The 21,840-nt window shown below is 54.4% G+C and carries 18 protein-coding genes and 2 tRNA genes; 18 read left to right on the forward strand and 2 right to left on the reverse strand.

Going from position 1 to position 21,840, the window contains the following annotated elements:
* Positions 1-25: 25 nt before the first annotated feature.
* Positions 26-2,047: a DNA helicase Rep gene (gene rep / locus ETG88_RS18805; RefSeq protein WP_102105668.1), complete on the forward strand. Its 2,022-nt coding sequence runs from the start codon at positions 26-28 to the stop codon at positions 2,045-2,047.
* A gap of 5 nt (positions 2,048-2,052) precedes the next feature.
* On the opposite strand, the gene gppA is transcribed toward rep, so the two are convergent.
* Both gppA and rhlB read right to left on the reverse strand, forming a co-directional pair.
* Positions 2,053-3,537 (reverse strand): guanosine-5'-triphosphate,3'-diphosphate diphosphatase, encoded by a 1,485-nt coding sequence (gppA, locus tag ETG88_RS18810; RefSeq protein WP_129036097.1) that lies wholly within the window; start codon positions 3,535-3,537, stop codon positions 2,053-2,055.
* A 5-nt stretch (positions 3,538-3,542) separates the two neighbouring features.
* Positions 3,543-4,811 carry an ATP-dependent RNA helicase RhlB gene (rhlB, locus tag ETG88_RS18815; protein WP_100778417.1) on the reverse strand — a complete coding sequence of 423 codons (1,269 nt, stop codon included), beginning with the start codon at positions 4,809-4,811 and terminating at the stop codon, positions 3,543-3,545.
* Positions 4,812-4,955: 144 nt separating this feature from the next.
* Here rhlB and trxA point away from each other — a divergent pair, with 144 nt between their 5' ends.
* From trxA to ETG88_RS18900, 17 genes are all read left to right on the forward strand, one after another.
* The gene (gene trxA, locus ETG88_RS18820; RefSeq protein WP_002437994.1) at positions 4,956-5,285 is read left to right on the forward strand and encodes a thioredoxin TrxA; all 330 of its coding nucleotides are present in this window, start codon (positions 4,956-4,958) and stop codon (positions 5,283-5,285) included.
* A 330-nt stretch (positions 5,286-5,615) separates the two neighbouring features.
* The gene (gene rho, locus ETG88_RS18825) at positions 5,616-6,875 is read left to right on the forward strand and encodes a transcription termination factor Rho (RefSeq protein ID WP_061706582.1); all 1,260 of its coding nucleotides are present in this window, start codon (positions 5,616-5,618) and stop codon (positions 6,873-6,875) included.
* Positions 6,876-7,115: 240 nt separating this feature from the next.
* Positions 7,116-8,219: a UDP-N-acetylglucosamine--undecaprenyl-phosphate N-acetylglucosaminephosphotransferase gene (gene wecA, locus ETG88_RS18830; RefSeq protein ID WP_100778418.1), complete on the forward strand. Its 1,104-nt coding sequence runs from the start codon at positions 7,116-7,118 to the stop codon at positions 8,217-8,219.
* A gap of 13 nt (positions 8,220-8,232) precedes the next feature.
* Entirely contained in the window at positions 8,233-9,279 is a 1,047-nt protein-coding gene (gene wzzE / locus ETG88_RS18835; protein WP_100778419.1) for an ECA polysaccharide chain length modulation protein, read from the forward strand.
* Positions 9,280-9,335: 56 nt separating this feature from the next.
* Entirely contained in the window at positions 9,336-10,466 is a 1,131-nt protein-coding gene (gene wecB, locus ETG88_RS18840) for a non-hydrolyzing UDP-N-acetylglucosamine 2-epimerase (protein ID WP_102105666.1), read from the forward strand.
* Positions 10,463-11,725: a UDP-N-acetyl-D-mannosamine dehydrogenase gene (gene wecC / locus ETG88_RS18845; RefSeq protein ID WP_129036098.1), complete on the forward strand. Its 1,263-nt coding sequence runs from the start codon at positions 10,463-10,465 to the stop codon at positions 11,723-11,725. The genes wecB and wecC overlap by 4 nt, the downstream gene beginning before the upstream one ends.
* A complete protein-coding gene (gene rffG, locus ETG88_RS18850; protein WP_129036103.1) occupies positions 11,722-12,789 on the forward strand; it encodes a dTDP-glucose 4,6-dehydratase in 1,068 nt (355 codons plus the stop codon). The genes wecC and rffG overlap by 4 nt, the downstream gene beginning before the upstream one ends.
* A 15-nt stretch (positions 12,790-12,804) precedes the next feature.
* Entirely contained in the window at positions 12,805-13,686 is an 882-nt protein-coding gene (gene rfbA, locus ETG88_RS18855) for a glucose-1-phosphate thymidylyltransferase RfbA (RefSeq protein WP_129036099.1), read from the forward strand.
* Complete coding sequence (gene rffC, locus ETG88_RS18860; protein WP_233446137.1) at positions 13,664-14,338, forward strand: dTDP-4-amino-4,6-dideoxy-D-galactose acyltransferase; 675 nt, start codon at positions 13,664-13,666, stop codon at positions 14,336-14,338. The genes rfbA and rffC overlap by 23 nt, the downstream gene beginning before the upstream one ends.
* Before the next feature lie 4 nt (positions 14,339-14,342).
* Positions 14,343-15,473 (forward strand): dTDP-4-amino-4,6-dideoxygalactose transaminase, encoded by a 1,131-nt coding sequence (gene rffA, locus ETG88_RS18865; RefSeq protein ID WP_107702634.1) that lies wholly within the window; start codon positions 14,343-14,345, stop codon positions 15,471-15,473.
* 1 nt (position 15,474) lies between these two features.
* On the forward strand, positions 15,475-16,725 hold the full coding sequence (gene wzxE / locus ETG88_RS18870; protein WP_129036101.1) for a lipid III flippase WzxE: 1,251 nt from the start codon (positions 15,475-15,477) through the stop codon (positions 16,723-16,725).
* A complete protein-coding gene (locus ETG88_RS18875; protein ID WP_129036102.1) occupies positions 16,722-17,801 on the forward strand; it encodes a TDP-N-acetylfucosamine:lipid II N-acetylfucosaminyltransferase in 1,080 nt (359 codons plus the stop codon). Before wzxE ends, ETG88_RS18875 begins: the two co-directional genes overlap by 4 nt.
* On the forward strand, positions 17,798-19,147 hold the full coding sequence (wzyE, locus tag ETG88_RS18880; RefSeq protein ID WP_100778428.1) for an ECA oligosaccharide polymerase: 1,350 nt from the start codon (positions 17,798-17,800) through the stop codon (positions 19,145-19,147). The genes ETG88_RS18875 and wzyE overlap by 4 nt, the downstream gene beginning before the upstream one ends.
* A 12-nt stretch (positions 19,148-19,159) precedes the next feature.
* Positions 19,160-19,900: a lipopolysaccharide N-acetylmannosaminouronosyltransferase gene (gene wecG, locus ETG88_RS18885; protein ID WP_123429972.1), complete on the forward strand. Its 741-nt coding sequence runs from the start codon at positions 19,160-19,162 to the stop codon at positions 19,898-19,900.
* Between the two features lie 194 nt (positions 19,901-20,094).
* Entirely contained in the window at positions 20,095-21,477 is a 1,383-nt protein-coding gene (gene thrP, locus ETG88_RS18890; RefSeq protein WP_100778430.1) for a bifunctional threonine/serine APC transporter ThrP, read from the forward strand.
* Between the two features lie 105 nt (positions 21,478-21,582).
* Positions 21,583-21,659: transfer RNA gene (locus ETG88_RS18895), tRNA-Arg, on the forward strand.
* A gap of 65 nt (positions 21,660-21,724) precedes the next feature.
* Positions 21,725-21,800 (forward strand) — tRNA-His (locus tag ETG88_RS18900).
* Positions 21,801-21,840: the final 40 nt, after the last annotated feature.

Consider the following 21,840-nt stretch of genomic DNA (forward strand, 5'->3'; position numbering starts at 1 on the left):
CCGACCTTCATTGAGTGATCTTCTTATGCGTTTAAACCCCGGACAACAACAAGCCGTCGAATTCGTCACCGGACCTTGCCTGGTGCTGGCGGGTGCGGGTTCCGGAAAGACACGCGTAATCACCAATAAAATTGCCCATCTGATTCGCGGCTGCGGCTATCAGGCGCGTCACATTGCGGCGGTCACCTTCACCAATAAAGCGGCGCGTGAGATGAAGGAGCGTGTCGGGCAGACGCTAGGGCGCAAAGAGGCGCGCGGTCTGATGATCTCCACATTCCACACGCTGGGCCTGGATATTATTAAGCGCGAATACGCCGCGCTGGGAATGAAATCGAATTTCTCCCTGTTCGACGATACGGATCAGATGGCGCTGCTAAAAGAGTTGACCGAAGGGCGACTCGAAGAGGACAAGACGATTCTCCAGCAGTTGATCTCCACGATCTCAAACTGGAAAAACGATCTGATGACCCCCGCGCAAGCGGCGGCGAGCGCAAAAGGCGAACGGGATCGGATCTTTGCACATTGTTACAGCCTGTATGATGACCATCTCAAGGCCTGTAATGTTCTCGATTTCGACGATCTTATCCTGCTGCCGACGCTACTGCTTCAGCGTAATGAAGAGGTGCGCGAGCGCTGGCAAAACAAAATCCGCTATCTGCTGGTGGATGAATACCAGGACACCAACACCAGCCAGTACGAGCTGGTAAAACTGCTGGTGGGGCAGCGCGCGCGCTTTACGGTGGTGGGCGACGATGACCAGTCGATCTACTCCTGGCGTGGGGCACGGCCACAAAACCTGGTGTTGCTGAGCAAAGATTTTCCGGCGTTGCAAGTGATTAAGCTGGAGCAGAACTACCGTTCGTCAGGACGCATCCTGAAAGCGGCTAACATCCTGATCGCCAATAACCCGCACGTGTTCGAAAAGCGCCTCTTCTCTGAGCTGGGATACGGCACCGAACTGAAAGTCTTAAGTGCCAACAATGAAGAGCACGAGGCCGAACGCGTGGCTGGCGAACTGATCGCCCATCACTTCGTCAACAAAACGGCGTACAAAGACTACGCCATCCTGTATCGCGGGAACCATCAATCGCGCGTCTTTGAAAAAATGCTGATGCAAAACCGCATTCCGTACAAAATTTCCGGCGGGACCTCGTTCTTCTCCCGCCCTGAAATCAAAGACTTGCTTGCCTATTTGCGCGTGCTGACCAACCCGGACGATGACAGTGCATTTTTACGCATCGTGAATACACCGAAGCGTGAAATCGGACCGGCGACGCTGCAAAAGCTGGGCGAGTGGGCGATGACCCGCAATAAAAGCATGTTCACCGCCAGCTTCGACATGGGCCTGAGCCAGACGCTGACCGGGCGCGGTTACGAATCGCTCACGCGCTTTACTCAGTGGCTGGCGGAAATCCAGCGTCTTGCCGAGCGCGAGCCGATCGCCGCCGTGCGCGATCTGATCCACGGCGTGGATTATGAGTCCTGGCTGTATGAAACCTCCGCCAGCCCGAAAGCGGCAGAAATGCGGATGAAAAACGTCAACCAGCTCTTCACCTGGATGACCGAGATGCTGGAAGGCTCTGAGATCGACGAGCCGATGACGCTGACACAGGTGGTCACGCGGTTTACCCTGCGCGATATGATGGAGCGCGGCGAGAGCGAAGAAGAGGCGGATCAGGTTCAGCTGATGACGCTGCATGCGTCCAAAGGCCTGGAGTTCCCGTATGTCTATCTGGTGGGAATGGAAGAAGGGTTACTGCCGCATCAGAGCAGCATTGATGAGGACAACGTCGACGAGGAGCGACGTCTGGCCTACGTAGGTATCACGCGTGCGCAAAAAGAGCTGATTTTTACCCTGTGCAAAGAGCGTCGTCAGTATGGCGAACTGGTGCGCCCGGAGCCGAGCCGCTTCCTGCTGGAACTGCCGCAGGACGATCTGATCTGGGAACAGGAACGAAAAGTGATTACGGCGGAAGAGAGGATGCACAAGGGCCAGGCGAACGTCGCGAACATTCGCGCCATGCTGGCGAAAGCCAAAGAAAAATAGCGGCGCTATTTAATTTCAAGAGCCCAGTGGACGTAACTCTGCCACTGGCATTCCTGTTCGATCATCTCCGCGCCAAGCGGATGATTATCCAGCCAGTTATCCGGCAGCGTTAGCGTCAGGTTTTCGCCTTCCGCAGAAAGAGTAATGGCGGGCAGCAGATCCGCGCGACGACGGCTGGCAAACAAAATCGCCAGGCGCAGCAGTCGGCAGAGATGCTCGGCCACGCGCGGCGGAACGGCATTTTGCTGGTGCAAAGAAGAGAGATCGACGTTGTTGGTCTGGTTAAGCAGTAATGTCGCCAGCAGCTTTTTCTGTGCCGGAGTAAAACCAGGCAGATCCAGATGACGCACCAGGTACGCGGCATGAACCGGCGCCTGTTTGAAATCGATACTCAGGCCAATCTCATGCAGCGCACAGGCGCTCAGGAGTAAATCGCGGCTCAAGGGTTCGAGCGCCCAGGTGGTTGCCACCTGATCGGCAAAGCTTGAGGCCAGCTGGGCCACGCGCTGTGCCTGTTCCGTATCAACGATAAAACGACGCTGAACGTTACGCAGCGTCCGGCTGCGAATGTCTTGTTCTACAGCCAGATGAAGCATGCCGTAAACCAGCCCTTCGCGCAGCGCGCCGCCAGCCAGCGTCATGCAGTGGATTTCTAATTCGGTGAAAATGGCGATCAAGATCGCCAGGCCGCTCGGGAACACCAGCGCGCGCTCAAGCGTGAGCCCTTCAATTTCCAGCTCTTCCAGACGGCCGCACTGAATAGCGCGCTGTTTAAGCTGCTGAAGTTTCGCCAGCGTAATCCGCTCGTCCATGCCCTGCGCCATCATGATCTCTTGCAGAGCCTGAACTGTGCCCGACGCGCCGACACACACTTTCCAGCCGTGATATCGCAGCTCATCCATCACCGGATGCAGCACTTCGCGCGCGGCTTTTTCGGCCTCGTCGAAGTTCTCTTGTGCGAGATTACGATCGGTAAAATAGCGCTCCAGCCAGGTGACGCAGCCCATCGACAGGCTAAACAACGACGTGGCCTGCGATCCGGTGCCTGTGACCAGTTCCGTACTGGCACCGCCGATATCCACCACCAGACGGCGATCGTCACCCCCGGTAGTGTGGGCGACACCCTGATAAATCAGGCGCGCTTCTTCTTCACCGCTGATGACCTGTACCGGACAGCCGAGAATTTCCTGCGCTTTCGCAATAAAATCGACGGAGTTCACAGCCAATCGCAGCGTGGCGGTCGCCACAACGCGAATTTGATTGTGCGGAATATCCTGCAGACGTTCAGCGAAGAGGCGCAGACATTGCCAACCGCGTTCCATCGCTTCAGGGGAGAGATAATTATCGCTGCTCAGGCCCGCCGCGAGGCGGACCTTGCGCTTAATGCGCGTCAGGGTCTGTATGCTCCCCGCCACCTCGCGTACAACCAGCATATGAAAACTATTCGAACCTAAATCAATAGCTGCATAGAGCGAGGTGGAACTGAGCATAATATTTAACCTGAACGACGACGGTTACGTGGTGCTCCGCCGGTGCGGCGTGGGCCATTGCCGGAGCGGGCGCGCGTGAGGCGCTTCGCCGGAGGCAGTTCACTCAACAGGGCTTCCGGATTGTATTTGCTCTGCGGAATGGAGTGGCCGATGTACGTCTCGATGGCAGGAAGGTTCAGGGCGTACTCTTCACAGGCGAGGCTGATGGAGTGGCCGCTTGCGCCAGCACGACCGGTACGGCCAATGCGGTGAACGTAGTCTTCGCAATCGTCAGGGAGATCGTAGTTAAAGACGTGCGTGACAGCAGGGATGTGCAGGCCACGTGCAGCAACGTCGGTTGCTACCAGAATATCCAGGTCGCCACGGGTAAATTCTTCAAGGATGCGCAGACGTTTTTTCTGTGCAACGTCACCCGTCAGCAGGCCAACGCGATGTCCGTCTGCGGCAAGGTGGCCCCAGATGTCTTCGCAGCGATGCTTAGTGTTGGCAAAGATAATGGCGCGATCTGGCCACTCTTCTTCGATCAGCGTTTGCAGCAGACGCATCTTCTCTTCATTCGATGGATAGAAGAGCTCTTCTTTAATACGGTGACCCGTTTTCTGTTCTGGCTCGACTTCCACGTATTCGGCGTTATTCATCTGTTCGAACGCCAGTTCACGGACGCGGTAAGAGAGAGTCGCAGAGAACAGCATGTTCAGACGCTGCGTGGTAGGTGGCATACGACGGAACAGCCAGCGGATGTCTTTAATAAAGCCCAAATCGTACATGCGATCGGCTTCATCGAGGACCACAACCTGGATGGCACCGAGGTTGATGTGATTTTGTTTCGCGTAGTCGATCAGACGACCGGTAGTACCGATCAGAATATCAACGCCGCTTTCCAGCACTTTGAGCTGTTTATCGTAGCCGTCGCCGCCATAAGCCAGCCCTAATTTCAGGCCAGTGGTCTGTGCCAGAGGTTCAGCATCGGCATGGATCTGCACCGCAAGTTCTCGCGTTGGAGCCATGATCAGCGCACGCGGTTGGTTAACTTTTCGGTCAGCAATTGCTGGATGAGAAAGTAAATAATGAAACGTTGACGTCAAAAACGCCATCGTTTTGCCAGTACCGGTTTGCGCCTGCCCTGCAACATCGCGACCTGCCAGCGTGAGCGGCAGAGCGAGGGCTTGAATGGGCGTGCAGTTATGAAAGCCTTTATTTTCAAGGGCTTCGATAACTTTTGCGTGCAGGGCGAAGTCGGAAAACTTCTGTTCTGTTAAATGTGTTTTGCTCATAGTGTGGTAGAATATCAGCTTACTATTGCTTTACGAAAGCGTATCCGGTGAAATAAAGTCAACCTTTAGTTGGTTAATGCTACATCAACACGTCGTTGATTAATCCTACACCAACACGCCAGGCTTATTCCTGTGGAGTTATATATGAGCGATAAAATTATTCACCTGACTGACGACAGTTTTGACACGGACGTACTTAAAGCTGACGGGCTGATCCTCGTCGATTTCTGGGCTGAATGGTGTGGTCCTTGCAAAATGATCGCTCCGATTCTGGATGAAATCGCTGACGAATATCAGGGCAAACTGACGATTGCCAAGCTGAACATCGACCAGAACCCGGGCACCGCGCCGAAGTACGGCATCCGTGGTATCCCAACCCTGCTGCTGTTCAAAAACGGCGAAGTGGCTGCAACCAAAGTGGGCGCACTGTCCAAAGGTCAGCTGAAAGAGTTCCTGGACGCTAATCTGGCGTAAGGTTTCTCGGCCGGGGTCTGGATTCCGAAATTCTGTGGATCTCTGGACGCCCGGCTTTAGTCGTGCTAAGTTACCTATGACTTCGATTTAAACATACCTTGTCGTTCTGGTTTTACCCGATGCTTCCCATTGTTAAATGAACGATGCGAGAGGCAGATAGATTCCGGGCTTGTCACTCAATCCGTCTTGTCGTTTCAGTTCTGTGCTTCCCCTTTGACCAGACAGCGAACAGACATGAGTTGATGGCCGCTAACAGGCATGGATGACCCTGCCATACCATTCACAACATTAAGTTCGAGTTTCACCCCGAGTTTAAGAACCCACACCATTATGAATCTTACCGAATTAAAGAATACGCCGGTTTCTGAGCTGATCACTCTCGGCGAAAATATGGGGCTGGAAAACCAGGCTCGTATGCGCAAGCAGGACATTATTTTTGCCATCCTGAAGCAGCACGCAAAGAGTGGCGAAGATATCTTTGGCGACGGTGTCCTGGAGATATTGCAAGACGGATTTGGTTTCCTCCGTTCTGCAGACAGCTCCTACCTCGCCGGTCCTGATGACATCTACGTATCCCCTAGCCAAATCCGCCGTTTCAACCTCCGCACAGGTGACACCATTTCAGGTAAGATTCGTCCTCCAAAAGAGGGTGAACGCTACTTTGCGCTGTTGAAAGTTAACGAAGTTAACTACGATAAACCTGAAAACTCGCGCAACAAGATCCTGTTCGAAAACTTAACGCCGCTGCACGCTAACTCGCGTCTGCGCATGGAGCGTGGTAACGGTTCTACCGAAGACCTGACGGCTCGCGTTCTGGATCTGGCTTCTCCGATTGGTCGTGGTCAGCGTGGTCTGATTGTGGCACCGCCGAAAGCGGGTAAAACAATGCTGCTGCAGAACATCGCACAGAGCATTGCTTACAACCACCCTGATTGCGTGCTGATGGTTCTGCTGATCGATGAGCGTCCAGAAGAAGTGACCGAGATGCAGCGTCTGGTTAAAGGTGAAGTGGTTGCTTCTACCTTTGATGAGCCAGCGTCTCGCCACGTTCAGGTTGCTGAAATGGTTATCGAGAAAGCGAAGCGTCTGGTTGAACATAAAAAAGACGTTATCATTCTGCTCGACTCCATCACTCGTCTGGCGCGCGCGTACAACACCGTGGTTCCTGCTTCCGGCAAAGTATTGACCGGTGGTGTGGATGCCAACGCCCTGCACCGTCCAAAACGCTTCTTCGGTGCTGCGCGTAACGTGGAAGAGGGCGGAAGCCTGACCATCATCGCGACCGCGCTGATTGATACCGGATCCAAAATGGATGAAGTTATTTACGAAGAATTTAAAGGTACAGGTAACATGGAACTGCACCTCTCTCGTAAAATTGCAGAGAAGCGCGTCTTCCCAGCAATCGACTACAACCGTTCCGGTACCCGTAAAGAAGAGCTGCTCACCACCCAGGAAGAGCTGCAGAAAATGTGGATTCTGCGTAAGATCATTCACCCAATGGGCGAAATCGATGCAATGGAATTCCTCATCAATAAGCTGGCAATGACTAAGACAAACGACGAATTCTTCGACATGATGAAACGCTCGTAATACAAATAAACCCAGCCAACGCCACGTTTTTACGTGGCGTTTTCTTTTTTTGGACTATACGCTATAACCGCAGACTCCCATTTTTGACTAACCAGTGCGACAATTAGAATGTTTGTTGCGTCAAAAAGTAATTGATTGAAAAACATACAAAGGGAGTTGTAAGAGGCTGGCTTTAATCCTTCGGGAGCTATGGCTTCGTAGTTATACTTCCAGGACTAACTTTTGTTGAGAGCATGCATTGTGAATCTACTCACTGCGGTTACTGAGCTAATCAGTATATTTTTATTCACAACCTGTTTTTTGTTCATTGCGCGCAAGGTGGCAAAAAGAATCGGGTTAGTGGATAAACCCAATTATCGTAAACGCCATCAGGGCTTGATCCCATTGGTCGGGGGGATCTCCGTTTACGCGGGTATTTGCTTCACCTTTGGAATCGCAGATTATTATATCCCCCATGCGGCACTCTATCTGGCCTGTGCAGGGGTACTGGTGCTGGTGGGCGCGCTCGATGATCGTTTCGATATCAGCGTAAAATTCCGCGCTTCGGTCCAGGCTGCAATCGGCATCATTATGATGGTGGTCGGTAAGCTCTATCTGAGCAGTCTCGGCTACATCTTCGGGACTTGGGAGATGGTGCTCGGTCCCTTCGGCTTCTTCCTCACGCTCTTCGCCGTGTGGGCTGCTATCAACGCCTTTAACATGGTGGATGGGATTGATGGCCTGTTGGGCGGTCTCTCGTCCGTATCCTTTGCCGCAATCGGCATCATTCTATGGTTTGATGGTCAGTACAGCCTGTCAATGTGGTGTTTCGCCATGATTGCGGCCATCCTGCCTTATATCCTGCTCAACCTCGGTGTGCTGGGCCGTCGCTACAAAGTTTTCATGGGTGATGCGGGCAGTACGCTGATTGGTTTCACCGTTATCTGGATTTTGCTGGAAACCACTCAGGGTAAAACTCACCCGATTAGCCCGGTAACGGCGCTGTGGATTATTGCTATTCCGCTGATGGACATGGTGGCAATCATGTACCGCCGTCTGCGTAAAGGTATGAGTCCTTTCTCGCCGGACCGCCAGCATATTCATCATCTGATCATGCGTGCAGGTTTTACTTCACGTCAGGCATTTGTGCTGATTACCCTCGCCGCCGCGCTGTTGGCAGGTATCGGTGTGGCAGCAGAATATGCGCACTTTATTCCTGAATGGGTAATGTTGGTATTATTCTTGCTAGCATTCTTCATGTACGGCTATTGCATTAAACGCGCATGGAAAGTCGCGCGCTTCATTAAACGTGTAAAACGCCGGATGCGTAGAAACAGTGGTAAAAATCCAACATTAACTAAGTAAAAACGGGATTGTGATGACTCAACCGTTGGCGGGAGCGAAATCAGTGGTAACTGAGAATGAGCTGGATGTTCGTGGTTTGTTTCGTGTTTTATGGGCGGGCAAACTGTGGATTGCTGGGATCGCGCTGGGGTTCGCGCTGTTAGCGCTGGCGTATACCTTTTTTGCGAAACAAGAGTGGAGCGCGACAGCGATTACCGATCGACCAACGGTGAATATGCTGGGCGGATTCTATTCGCAGCAGCAGTTCCTGCGTAACCTCGACATCAAAGCCAATCTGGCCTCTTCGGATCAGCCCTCCGTGATGGATGAATCTTACAAAGAGTTCATCATGCAGCTGGCTTCCTGGGATACGCGCCGTGATTTCTGGTCCCAGACCGATTATTACAAGCAGCGTATGGTCGGCAACAGTAAAGCCGACGCCGCCCTGCTCGACGATCTGATCAACAACATCCAGTTCACGCCAGGCGACATCCTGCGCAATATTAATGATAACGTTAAGCTGATTGCCGAAACCGCGCCGGACGCCAATAACCTGCTGCGTCAGTACGTGGCATTTGCCAGCCAGCGCGCCGCGAGCCATCTCAATGATGAGCTGAAAGGGGCCTGGGCCGCGCGTACTATCCAAATGAAGGCGCAGGTCAAACGCCAGGAAGAGGTGGCCAAAGCCATTTTCTCCCGCCGCGTCCATAACATTGAACAGGCACTGAAAATTGCCGAGCAGCGCAATATCTCCCGTAGTGAAACGGACGTTCCGGCTGATGAACTGCCGGATTCAGAAATGTTCCTGCTGGGCCGCCCGATGCTGCAGGCACGCCTGGAAAATCTGCAGGCCGTTGGGCCAGATTTTGATCTCGACTACGACCAGAACCGCGCGATGCTCAATACCCTGAATGTCGGTCCTACACTGGACCCGCGTTTTCAGACCTATCGTTATTTGCGAACGCCTGAAGAACCTGTAAAACGCGATAGTCCGCGTCGCGCATTCCTGATGATCATGTGGGGGATTGTGGGCGCATTGACGGGCGCAGGCGTGGCGTTAACACGTCGTCGCACAAATTAAGAACGCCGTCTACGATGAAGGCTTCGGCCTTCATCACCTAATCGAAGAGAATCGATGTGAAAGTACTTACCGTATTTGGCACAAGGCCGGAAGCCATCAAGATGGCGCCGCTGGTCCATGCGCTGGCAAATGATCCCTGGTTTGAGGCGAAAGTTTGCGTTACCGCGCAGCATCGGGAGATGCTTGATCAGGTTTTAAATCTCTTTTCTATTGTCCCGGATTACGATCTCAATATTATGAAACCGGGGCAGGGATTGACCGAAATTACCTGCCGCATTCTGGAAGGGCTAAAGCCTATTCTGGAATCGTTTAAACCAGACGTGGTTCTGGTGCACGGCGATACCACTACCACCATCGCAACCAGCCTGGCGGCATTCTATCAACGCATCCCGGTCGGGCACGTTGAAGCCGGTTTGCGCACCGGCGACCTTTATTCTCCGTGGCCTGAAGAGGCCAACCGTACCCTTACCGGTCATCTGGCAATGTATCACTTTGCGCCAACCGAAAATTCCCGGCAGAACCTGCTGCGCGAAAACATCCGTGATGACAAAATTTTCGTTACCGGCAATACGGTGATTGACGCCCTGATTTGGGTTCGCGATCGCGTGATGGCCAGCGACGCTCTGCGCGAAGAGCTGGCGGTGCGCTATCCGTTCCTCACCGCTGGCAAAAAGATGATCCTGGTGACGGGCCATCGCCGCGAGAGCTTTGGCCGTGGGTTCGAGCAAATCTGCCATGCGCTGGCGGAGATCGCCGCGCAAAACCCTGACGTCCAGATCGTCTATCCGGTCCACCTCAACCCGAACGTCAGCGAGCCGGTTAACCGCATCCTCGGCCATATCGAAAACGTGATCCTCATTGAGCCGCAGGATTATCTGCCGTTCGTCTGGCTGATGAACCACGCGTGGCTGATTTTGACCGACTCCGGCGGCATTCAGGAAGAGGCACCGTCGCTGGGTAAACCGGTGCTGGTAATGCGTGAAACGACCGAGCGTCCGGAGGCTATTAAAGCCGGAACGGTACGCCTGGTCGGGACCGACACTAAACATCTCGTGGCAGAGGTGACACGCCTGCTGCACGATGAAAAAGAGTACCAGGCGATGAGCCACGCCCATAACCCTTATGGTGACGGGCAGGCCTGCAGTCGTATTTTGCATGCACTTAAACATAATCGGGTAACGCTATGAGTTTTTCTACCATCTCTGTCATTGGTCTTGGTTACATTGGACTGCCGACTGCGGCCGCTTTTGCATCGCGTCAAAAACAGGTTATCGGGGTGGATATCAACCAGCATGCGGTGGATACCATTAACCGTGGTGAAATTCATATCGTGGAGCCGGATCTTGACAAAGTGGTCAAAACCGCAGTTGAAGGCGGTTTTCTCAAAGCCAGCACAACGCCGGTGGAAGCCGATGCGTATCTGATCGCGGTGCCGACGCCGTTTAAAGGCGAGCATGAGCCGGATATGGTGTATGTCGAAGCGGCAGCAAAATCCCTTGCTCCAGTGCTGAAGAAAGGCGCGCTGGTGATTCTGGAGTCCACTTCTCCCGTCGGCGCGACCGAGCAAATGGCCCAATGGCTGGCGGAAGCCCGCCCTGATTTGACCTTCCCGCAGCAGGCAGGCGAACAGGCGGATATCAATATCGCCTACTGCCCGGAGCGCGTTCTGCCCGGCCAGGTAATGGTTGAGCTGATCAAAAATGACCGCGTAATTGGCGGGATGACGCCCGTCTGCTCTGCGCGTGCCAGCGAACTCTACAACATCTTCCTCGAAGGGGAGTGCGTGGTCACTAACTCCCGCACGGCAGAAATGTGCAAGCTCACCGAAAACAGCTTCCGTGACGTCAACATCGCCTTTGCTAACGAACTGTCACTCATTTGTGCCGACCAGGGGATTAACGTCTGGGAACTGATTCGCCTGGCGAACCGTCATCCGCGCGTCAATATTCTCCAGCCAGGACCTGGCGTGGGCGGTCACTGTATCGCCGTGGACCCGTGGTTTATCGTGGCACAAAACCCGGACCAGGCTCGCCTGATCCGCACGGCCCGTGAAGTGAACGACGGTAAACCGCACTGGGTAATGAACCAGGTGAAAGCTACGGTAGCAGATTGCCTGGCCGAAAGCGGCAAGCGCGCCAGCGAGATAAAAATCGCCTGCTTTGGCCTGGCGTTTAAGCCAAACATCGACGACCTGCGCGAAAGTCCGGCGATGGGCATCGCCGAGATGATTGCCAGCTGGCACACCGGTGAAACGCTGGTTGTGGAGCCAAATATTCATACCCTGCCGAAGAAACTGACCGCGCACTGCCAGCTCGCGACGCTGGAAAATGCACTGAACTCTGCCGACGTGCTGGTTCTGCTGGTGGACCATAGCCAGTTCAAAGCCATCAGCAGCGATGCGGTGCAGCAGAAGTATATTGTTGATACGAAAGGGGTATGGCGTTGAAAAGGATCTTGGTCACTGGTGGCGCGGGATTCATTGGTTCTGCCGTTGTCCGCCACATTCTTGAAAGTACCGCCGATTCGGTCGTTGTGGTGGATAAATTGACCTATGCTGGCAATTTAGCGTCTTTGGCGCCTGTAACGGGCGACAACCGTTTTGCCTTTGAGCAGATCGATATTTGCGATCGTGAAGCGCTAAAAAAGGTCTTCGCGACCTACGAGCCAGCCGTTGTGATGCATCTGGCAGCCGAAAGCCATGTAGACCGTTCTATCGATGGTCCTGCGGTATTTATCGAGACCAATATTATAGGAACCTATAATTTGCTCGAGACCGCACGGGAGTTCTGGAATGGATTAACTGGCGATAAAAAAGCACATTTCCGCTTTCACCACATCTCCACGGATGAGGTGTATGGGGATCTGCATTCATCTGATGATTTTTTCACTGAAACCACACCTTATGCGCCAAGCAGCCCGTATTCTGCTTCGAAAGCCAGCAGCGATCATCTGGTTCGCGCCTGGCAGAGAACTTATGGACTTCCTGCGCTGGTGACAAACTGCTCTAACAATTATGGGCCATACCATTTCCCTGAGAAGCTGATTCCCTTAATCATCCTCAATGCTATTGCCGGGAAAGCGCTGCCAGTTTATGGCGATGGGCAGCAAATTCGCGACTGGCTGTACGTGGAAGACCACGCCAGAGCGCTGTACCTTGTGGCGACGCAGGGGCAACCCGGCGAAACCTATAACATCGGTGGTCATAACGAGCGTAAAAACCTGGATGTTGTCACCACGATTTGTGACCTGCTTGAAGAACTGGTTCCTGTCAAACCAGCAGGTATTAGTCAATATCGTGATTTGATTACTTTTGTCACCGATAGGCCGGGCCATGACCTTCGCTATGCCATAGACGCATCTAAGATTCAACGTGAACTGGGCTGGACTCCGTGCGAAACCTTCGAAAGCGGTATCCGTAAAACGGTTGAGTGGTATCTTGCAAACGAGAGCTGGTGGAAACATGTTCTTGATGGGAGCTATCAAGGCGAACGTTTGGGTCTTCAGGGGTAACGCAGAGGAAATCTTATGAAAGGTATTATTCTGGCGGGTGGTTCCGGGACGCGATTGCATCCAATTACACGGGGTGTGTCAAAGCAACTGCTCCCGATTTACGATAAGCCGATGATTTATTACCCACTGTCAGTGCTTATGCTGGCGGGTATCCGGGAAATCCTGATCATCACAACGCCGGAAGATAAAGCTTCCTACCAGCGTCTGATGGGTGATGGTTCCGAGTTCGGTATCGAACTAAGTTACGCAGAGCAGCCAAGCCCGGACGGGCTGGCTCAGGCTTTTATCATTGGTGAAGCATTTTTAAACGGCGAGCCTTCATGTCTGGTTCTTGGCGATAATATCTTCTTTGGTCAAGGTTTTAGTCCTAAGTTACGTCATGTTGCGGCCCGCGCCGAAGGCGCGACGGTTTTCGGTTACCAGGTGATGGATCCGGAACGTTTCGGGGTGGTGGAATTCGACGACAATTTCCGCGCTATCAGTCTGGAAGAAAAGCCAAAAGATCCTAAATCGAACTGGGCCGTAACGGGACTCTATTTCTACGACAGTAACGTTGTTGATTATGCGAAACGGGTGAAGCCGTCTGAACGTGGTGAACTCGAGATCACGTCTATTAACCAGATGTATCTTGAGGATGGAAAACTCACGGTCGAATTGTTGGGCCGTGGTTTTGCCTGGCTTGATACCGGGACTCATGACAGCTTAATTGAAGCCAGTACCTTTGTGCAGACCGTGGAGAAACGGCAAGGGTTTAAAATTGCCTGTCTTGAAGAGATCGCATGGCGTAATGGCTGGCTGGACGATGATGGCGTGAAGCGTGCCGCCAGTCAACTGTCTAAAACAGGTTATGGTCAATATCTGCTGGAGCTGCTTCGTGCGCGTCCACGCCAGTATTGAACCGCTAACCTGGGAGAGTCAATTTTTTGGTCTCTCCTCTGCGGTAGTGCGCTTTCGCGACGATGCTCCGGCACTCACGGCGGCGGATTTTTCGCCGTGGGAGCGGGTACAGGCCAAAATTCCGGCAGGGCGCGCCGACTGGCTGGATGCTCTGCAAACGCTGGGTTTTCAACTGGTGGAAGGCGAAGTCGATCTGAGCCTTGCCGTCACCCAGCACAGCCCTGCTGCCGCAGAAGTGGCGACCGAACAGGATATCCCCGCGCTGCGCCAGATGGCCGCGCAGGCTTTTGCGCAAAGCCGTTTTCGCGCGCCGTGGTATGCGCCCGACGCCAGCGGTCGTTTTTACGCCCAGTGGATTGAAAACGCCGTCAAAGGCACGTTTGACCATGAATGTCTGGTTTTCCGCGAAAGCAGCGGTGATATCCAGGCGTTTGTCTCGCTGCGCCAATTGAGCGATAGCGAAGCGCGTATTGGCCTGCTCGCCGGGCGCGGAATGGGCGACAAACTCATGCAGGCCGCCCTGAGTTGGGCCGCGCAGCGTCAGTTATCAACTTTGCGGGTGGCGACCCAACTGGGCAACACCGCCGCGCTTAAACGTTACATTGCCAGCGGTGGCAACATTGATGCGACCGCTTACTGGTTATACAGGTGACAAGATGATTCCATTTAACGCGCCTCCCGTTGTGGGCACCGAACTTGATTACATGCAGTCTGCCATGGGCAGCGGCAAACTTTGCGGAGACGGTGGTTTTACCCGTCGCTGCCAGCAGTGGATGGAGCAGCGTTTTCACAGTGCGAAAGTGCTGCTAACGCCATCCTGTACGGCGTCGCTGGAGATGGCTGCTCTGCTGCTGGACATCAAGCCGGGCGACGAAGTCATCATGCCGAGCTACACCTTCGTCTCGACGGCGAATGCGTTTGTCCTGCGTGGTGCCAAAATTATCTTTGTGGATGTCCGTCCGGATACGATGAACATCGATGAAACCCTGATTGAAGCGGCAATCACCGATAAAACGCGGGCGATTGTGCCGGTACACTATGCGGGTGTGGCCTGTGAGATGGACACCATCATGGCCATCGCCAAAAAGCACAACCTGTTCGTGGTGGAAGACGCCGCGCAAGGCGTGATGTCCACCTACAAGGGCCGTGCGCTGGGTACTATTGGCCATATCGGATGCTTTAGCTTCCATGAAACCAAAAACTACACGGCGGGCGGTGAAGGTGGTGCAACGCTGATTAACGACCGCGCGCTGGTGGAGCGGGCTGAAGTGATCCGCGAAAAAGGGACCAACCGCAGCCAGTTCTTCCGTGGTCAGGTCGACAAATACACCTGGCGCGATATCGGTTCCAGCTACCTGATGGCCGATCTGCAGGCCGCCTATCTCTGGGCGCAGCTCGAAGCGGCTGAGCGCATCAACCAGCAGCGTTTGACCCTGTGGCAGACCTATTACGATGCCCTGACGCCGCTGGCGCAAAAAGGGCGTATTGAGCTGCCCACGATTCCGGCAGACTGCGTTCACAACGCACATATGTTTTACATCAAACTGCGCGACAACGACGATCGCAGCAGTCTGATCGCTTACCTGAAAGAAGCTGAGATTATGGCGGTGTTCCATTACATTCCGCTGCACTCCAGCCCGGCGGGTGAAGCGTTCGGCCAGTTTGTCGGTGACGATCGTTACACCACCAAAGAAAGTGAGCGTTTGCTTCGTCTGCCACTGTTCTACAACCTCGCGCCGGTGAATCAGCGCACGGTGATTAATACCCTTCTGAGCTACTTCCGCTGATATGTCACTGGCGAAAGCATCGGTGTGGACCGCCGCGTCCACACTCGTCAAGATTGGCGCAGGGCTGCTGGTTGTAAAAATGCTGGCGGTGTCGTTTGGCCCTTCTGGTGTCGGGCAGGCCGGTAACTTCCGTCAGCTCGTCACCGTACTCGGCGTGCTTGCCGGGGCCGGTATTTTCAACGGTGTCACCAAATACGTAGCCCAGCATCACGACGATGCGGCCGCGCTGCGTCGGGTGGTCGGCACGTCCTCGGCGATGGTGATCGGGTTCTCCACGCTGCTGGCCATCGTCTTTTTACTGGCGGCCGCGCCTGTCAGTCAGGCGCTCTTCGGCAATACCCATTACCAGGGGCTGGTACGTCTGGTGGCGCTGGTGCAGATGGGGATCGCCTGGGCTAACCTGCTGTTAGCCTTAATGAAAGGATTCCGCGACGCCGCCGGAAATGCGCTGGCGCTGATTCTGGGCAGCCTTATCGGCGTGATCGCCTATTACGTCTGCTATCGTCTTGGCGGCTATGAAGGCGCGCTGCTTGGCCTGGCGCTGGTTCCGGCACTGGTGGTCATTCCCGCCGCGTTTATGCTGATGCGCAGGCGCACTATTCCCCTGAGCTATCTCAAGCCGCAGTGGGACAAAATTCTGGCGGGGCAGTTAGGGAAATTTACCCTGATGGCGCTCATCACTTCCGTCACGCTCCCCGTGGCGTATGTGATGATGCGAAACCTGCTGGCAGCGCACTACAGCTGGGATGAGGTCGGGATTTGGCAGGGTGTCAGCAGTATTTCTGACGCCTATCTCCAGTTTATTACCGCTTCGTTCAGTGTCTATTTGCTGCCGACTCTGTCGCGGTTGACCTCCCGGCAGGATATCACCCGCGAAATTGGCCGCTCACTGCGTTTTGTGCTTCCTGCTGTGGCTGCCGCGAGTTTAACCGTCTGGCTGCTGCGCGACGTCGCCATCTGGCTGCTGTTCTCTGCGAAATTTACCGCGATGCGCGACCTGTTCGCCTGGCAGCTGGTGGGCGATGTGTTGAAAGTGGGTGCTTACGTTTTCGGCTATCTGGTGATTGCCAAAGCCTCTCTGCGGCTGTATATCCTGGCAGAGATTAGCCAGTTCACGCTGCTGACCGGTTTCTCGCACTGGCTGATCCCAACGCATGGCGCGCTGGGGGCGGCTCAGGCCTATATGGCCACTTACATTGTCTATTTTGCTGCCTGTTGCGGCGTATTTTTACTTTGGCGTAGACGCGCATGACTGCACTGATTCACGTGTTGGGGTCGGATATCCCGCATCACAACCGCACAGTATTACAGTTTTTTAATGACTCGCTGGCGGCCGGCAGCGCCGACGCGCGCGAGTTTATGGTCGCGGGCCAGGATAAGGGGCTAAGCGCCGCCTTTCCTGCGCTGTCGTTAAGCTTCTGGCCGGATAAATCCGCGCTGGCAAACGCGGTGATCGCTAAAGCCAAAGCCAATCGCGAGCAGCGTTTCTTCTTTCACGGCCAGTTTAATACCGGCCTGTGGCTGGCGTTGCTGAGTGGCGGCATCAAGCCTGCGCAGTTTAACTGGCATATCTGGGGCGCGGATCTGTATGAAGTGTCGCGCGGCTGGAAATTCCGCCTTTTCTATCCCCTGCGCCGTATGGCTCAGGGGCGCGTTGGCTGCGTGTTTGCGACGCGCGGCGACCTGAACTTTTTCGCGCAACAGCACCCAAACGTGCGCGGTGAATTGCTCTATTTCCCCACGCGGATGGACCCTGCGCTGAACACGATGGCGAACGATACGCAGCGCGAAGGCAAGCTGACCATACTGGTTGGCAATTCGGGCGATCGCAGTAACGAACACATCGCAGCGCTAAAAGCGGTGCATAAGCATTTTGGCGACACGGTGAACGTGATTGTGCCGATGGGCTATCCTGCACATAACGACACATATATTGCGGAGGTCCGTCAGAGCGCGCTGGCGCTGTTCAGCCCGGATAATCTGCAGATCCTCAGCGAAAAGCTCGAGTTTGACGACTACCTGGCCCTGCTCAGAAAATGCGATCTCGGCTACTTCATCTTTGCGCGCCAGCAGGGGATTGGCACGCTGTGCCTCCTGATTCAGGCCGGCGTTCCGTGCGTGCTTAACCGTGAAAATCCTTTCTGGCAGGATATGGCGGAGCAGCACATTCCGGTGCTGTTTACCACGGACGATCTCAATGAGGAGGTGGTGCGCGAAGCACAGCGTCAGCTGGCGTTGGTGGATAAAAATGCCATCGACTTTTTCAGCCCGAATTTTCTCACGCCCTGGCATCAGGCGCTGCGGATAGCTGCAGGAGACAAAGCATGAGCCAGTTGGAATTTAGCGGCTTACTGGTGATTTGGCTTCTGGCCTCGCTGTTTATCGGCACGCTCACCTGGTTTGAGTTCCGCCGCGTGCGCTTTAACTTCAACGTCTTCTTCTCGCTGCTGTTCCTGCTGACCTTCTTCTTCGGCTTCCCGCTGACCAGTATTCTGGTCTTCCGCTTTGACGTGGCCGTCGCCCCGCCAGAAATTCTGATGCAGGCCCTGTTATCTGCCACCTGTTTCTACGCGGTGTACTACGTCACCTATAAGACCCGTTTACGTCCGGTGAACCACGCGCCGCGCCGTCCGCTGTTCACCATGAATCGGGTGGAAACGCACCTGACCTGGGTGATGCTGATGATTATCGCGCTGGTGAGTGTCGGTATTTTCTTCATGCATAACGGCTTTTTGCTGTTCAAACTGCACTCTTACAGCCAGATTTTTTCCGCCGAAGTGTCCGGCGTGGCACTTAAGCGTTTCTTCTATTTCTTCATCCCCGCGATGCTGGTGATCTACTTCCTGCGTCAGGACAGCAAAGCCTGGCTGTTTTTCCTGGTGAGCACGGTGGCCTTCGGTCTGCTGACCTATATGATCGTCGGCGGGACGCGCGCGAATATCATCATTGCCTTCGCGATCTTCCTGTTTATCGGCATCATTCGCGGCTGGATCTCGCTCTGGATGCTGGTTGCGGCAGGGGTGTTTGGGATTGTCGGCATGTTCTGGCTGGCGCTCAAGCGTTACGGCATGGACGTGAGTGGTGACGAAGCGTTTTACACCTTCCTGTACCTTACCCGAGACACCTTCTCGCCGTGGGAAAACCTGGCGCTACTGCTGCAAAACTACGACAAAATCGACTTCCAGGGGCTGGCCCCCATCGCGCGTGATTTCTACGTCTTTATCCCGACCTGGCTGTGGCCCGACCGGCCTGGCGTGGTGCTGAATACGGCGAACTACTTTACCTGGGAAGTGCTCAACAACCACTCTGGCCTGGCGATCTCCCCGACGCTGATTGGCTCGCTGGTGGTGATGGGCGGTGTGTGGTTTATCCTGCCGGGCGCCGTGGCTGTTGGGCTTATCATCAAATGGTTCGACTGGCTTTATGTGCGCGGGAACGAAGAGACCAACCGTTATAAAGCGGCGATTTTGCACAGTTTCTGTTTTGGTGCCATTTTCAATATGATCGTGCTGGCGCGTGAAGGGCTGGATTCGTTTGTGTCGCGCGTGGTGTTTTTCATGGTGGTCTTCGGTCTCTGTCTGCTGCTGGCGAAACTGTTGTACTGGCTGTTTGATAGCGCGGGCCTGATTCACCGACGACTGACGCGGGCAACCAGCACGCTTTCCCAAGTCTGAGTAAGGATAATAATGACTGACAATACCTCTGCGCCGGTCTATGCGCTGCGCGGCCTGCAGCTCATCGGCTGGCGTGATATGCAGCATGCGCTGGATTATCTCTGCGCTGATGGGCAGATCAAATCTGGCACCCTGGTGGCCATCAATGCCGAAAAAATGCTGGCGATTGAAGATAACGCGGAAGTGAAAAGCCTGATTGAAGCCGCCGAGTTTAAATATGCCGACGGCATCAGCGTGGTTCGTTCGATTCGCAAAAAGTTTCCACAGGCACAGGTCTCTCGCGTTGCCGGCGCCGATCTCTGGGAAGCGCTGATGGCGCGGGCAGGGCAGGACGGAACGCCAGTATTCCTGATTGGCGGTAAACCCGATGTGCTGGCGCAGACGGAGCAGAAACTCCGCGCGCAGTGGAATGTTAATATCGTGGGCAGCCAGGATGGCTACTTCAAACCCGAGGATCGTCAGACGCTGTTTGAACGCATTCGCGACAGTGGCGCGAAAATCGTGACCGTGGCGATGGGCTCTCCGCGCCAGGAAATCCTGATGCGCGACTGCCGTCTGGTTTACCCGAATGCCCTGTATATGGGCGTTGGCGGCACCTACGACGTCTTTACCGGCCATGTGAAGCGTGCGCCAAAAGTGTGGCAAAACTTAGGGCTGGAGTGGTTATATCGCCTCTTGTCCCAGCCGAGCCGCATTAAACGACAGATTAAACTCCTGCGCTATCTGGCCTGGCATTACACCGGCAAAATGTAATCAAAATGTAGCGCGATGTGCTATTCGCGCTGCAACCCGCCTGCAAAACTGCTGCGTTTCTGTGCAATACGTTCATTTTTTTAATGCATCGTTTGCCATTTAGCAGGATTTAAGAAACCATTCCTCCCCGTATTTCAGTACCCAAAAATAATAACCGGCAAAAGCCGGGCAACAGCAAACACAACCGAGGATTTATGGCAGAGAAAAAACCTGAGCTTCAGCGTGGGCTGGAAGCTCGTCACATTGAATTGATAGCGCTAGGCGGCACTATCGGCGTCGGCCTGTTTATGGGCTCCGCAAGCACGCTTAAATGGGCAGGCCCGTCGGTCTTACTGGCGTACATCGTCGCGGGACTGTTCGTCTTCTTCATCATGCGCTCGATGGGCGAAATGCTGTTCCTTGAGCCGGTTGCCGGTTCTTTCGCCGTTTACGCGCACAAGTACATGAGCCCCTTCTTCGGCTATCTCACGGCCTGGTCCTACTGGTTTATGTGGATGGCGGTGGGGATATCGGAGATCACAGCGATAGGTGTCTACGTCCAGTTCTGGTTCCCGGAAATGGCACAATGGATACCCGCGCTGATCGCCGTAGGGCTGGTAGCGCTCGCGAACCTTGCAGCTGTGCGTCTGTACGGAGAAATCGAATTCTGGTTTGCGATGATTAAAGTCACCACCATTATCGTAATGATTGTGGTGGGGCTGGGTGTGATCTTCTTTGGCTTCGGCAACGGCGGTCAGGCGATTGGTTTTGGCAATCTGACCGAGCATGGCGGGTTCTTTGCGGGCGGCTGGAAGGGCTTCCTGACGGCACTCTGTATCGTGGTTGCCTCCTATCAGGGGGTGGAGCTTATCGGTATCACCGCCGGGGAAGCGAAAAACCCGCAGGTCACGCTGCGTAGCGCGGTCGGCAAAGTGCTGTGGCGTATCCTGATTTTCTACGTGGGCGCGATTTTCGTTATCGTCACCATCTTCCCCTGGAACCAGATTGGCACCACCGGCAGCCCCTTCGTGCTGACCTTCGCGAAAATTGGTATCACGGCGGCGGCAGGGATTATCAACTTCGTGGTGCTGACTGCGGCGCTCTCAGGCTGTAACAGCGGTATGTACAGCTGTGGACGTATGCTCTACGCACTGGCGAAAAACCGTCAGCTGCCGGCGGCGATGGGTAAAGTCTCCCGCGCTGGCGTGCCTGTAGCGGGCGTAACGGTCTCCATTGCCATTCTGCTGATCGGCTCGTGCCTGAACTACATCATCCCCAATCCGCAGCGCGTGTTCGTCTATGTCTACAGTGCCAGCGTGCTGCCGGGCATGGTGCCGTGGTTTGTGATTCTGATTAGTCAGCTGCGTTTCCGTCAGGCGCACAAGCAGGCGATCGCCAGTCACCCGTTCCGCTCCATTATGTTCCCGTGGGCGAACTATTTAACGATGGCGTTCCTGATTTGCGTCTTAATCGGCATGTACTTTAATGAAGATACCCGCATGTCGCTGTTTGTCGGGATTATCTTTATGGCCGCCGTGTCGATTGGCTATAAGCTTTTTGGTCTCAGCCGCCACGCTGAAATCCAGAAAGTGGAGTAATAAGCGACAAAATGCACAAAGCGTAACCAAACGCGCATTATTTTCAAAAAAGCACTAGACAGCAGACCGAGACCTCCGTAATATCCAGCCCCGCAACGGCGCTAAGCGCCCGTAGCTCAGCTGGATAGAGCGCTGCCCTCCGGAGGCAGAGGTCTCAGGTTCGAATCCTGTCGGGCGCGCCAATAAAGTAGTGTGGCGTTCGAGCTGCGGTGGTAGTAGTACATACCGCGTGAAAGAATAAGTAGTGGTGGCTATAGCTCAGTTGGTAGAGCCCTGGATTGTGATTCCAGTTGTCGTGGGTTCGAATCCCATTAGCCACCCCATTATTTGATAAGTTGTGACATTGCGACGGTGGCGGAATTG

The organism is Lelliottia nimipressuralis (genome assembly GCF_004115925.1).
Taxonomy (GTDB): domain Bacteria; phylum Pseudomonadota; class Gammaproteobacteria; order Enterobacterales; family Enterobacteriaceae; genus Enterobacter; species Enterobacter nimipressuralis.

Coding starts and splice junctions, on each gene's coding strand:
- rfbA (WP_129036099.1), top strand. CDS start 12,805: ATGAAAGGTATTATTCTGGCGGGTGGTTCCGGGACGCGATTGCATCCA.
- trxA (WP_002437994.1), top strand. CDS start 4,956: ATGAGCGATAAAATTATTCACCTGACTGACGACAGTTTTGACACGGAC.
- wzxE (WP_129036101.1), top strand. CDS start 15,475: ATGTCACTGGCGAAAGCATCGGTGTGGACCGCCGCGTCCACACTCGTC.
- wzyE (WP_100778428.1), top strand. CDS start 17,798: ATGAGCCAGTTGGAATTTAGCGGCTTACTGGTGATTTGGCTTCTGGCC.
- wzzE (WP_100778419.1), top strand. CDS start 8,233: ATGACTCAACCGTTGGCGGGAGCGAAATCAGTGGTAACTGAGAATGAG.
- thrP (WP_100778430.1), top strand. CDS start 20,095: ATGGCAGAGAAAAAACCTGAGCTTCAGCGTGGGCTGGAAGCTCGTCAC.
- rffA (WP_107702634.1), top strand. CDS start 14,343: ATGATTCCATTTAACGCGCCTCCCGTTGTGGGCACCGAACTTGATTAC.
- wecG (WP_123429972.1), top strand. CDS start 19,160: ATGACTGACAATACCTCTGCGCCGGTCTATGCGCTGCGCGGCCTGCAG.
- gppA (WP_129036097.1), bottom strand. CDS start 3,537: ATGCTCAGTTCCACCTCGCTCTATGCAGCTATTGATTTAGGTTCGAAT.
- wecC (WP_129036098.1), top strand. CDS start 10,463: ATGAGTTTTTCTACCATCTCTGTCATTGGTCTTGGTTACATTGGACTG.
- rho (WP_061706582.1), top strand. CDS start 5,616: ATGAATCTTACCGAATTAAAGAATACGCCGGTTTCTGAGCTGATCACT.
- rhlB (WP_100778417.1), bottom strand. CDS start 4,811: ATGAGCAAAACACATTTAACAGAACAGAAGTTTTCCGACTTCGCCCTG.
- ETG88_RS18875 (WP_129036102.1), top strand. CDS start 16,722: ATGACTGCACTGATTCACGTGTTGGGGTCGGATATCCCGCATCACAAC.
- rep (WP_102105668.1), top strand. CDS start 26: ATGCGTTTAAACCCCGGACAACAACAAGCCGTCGAATTCGTCACCGGA.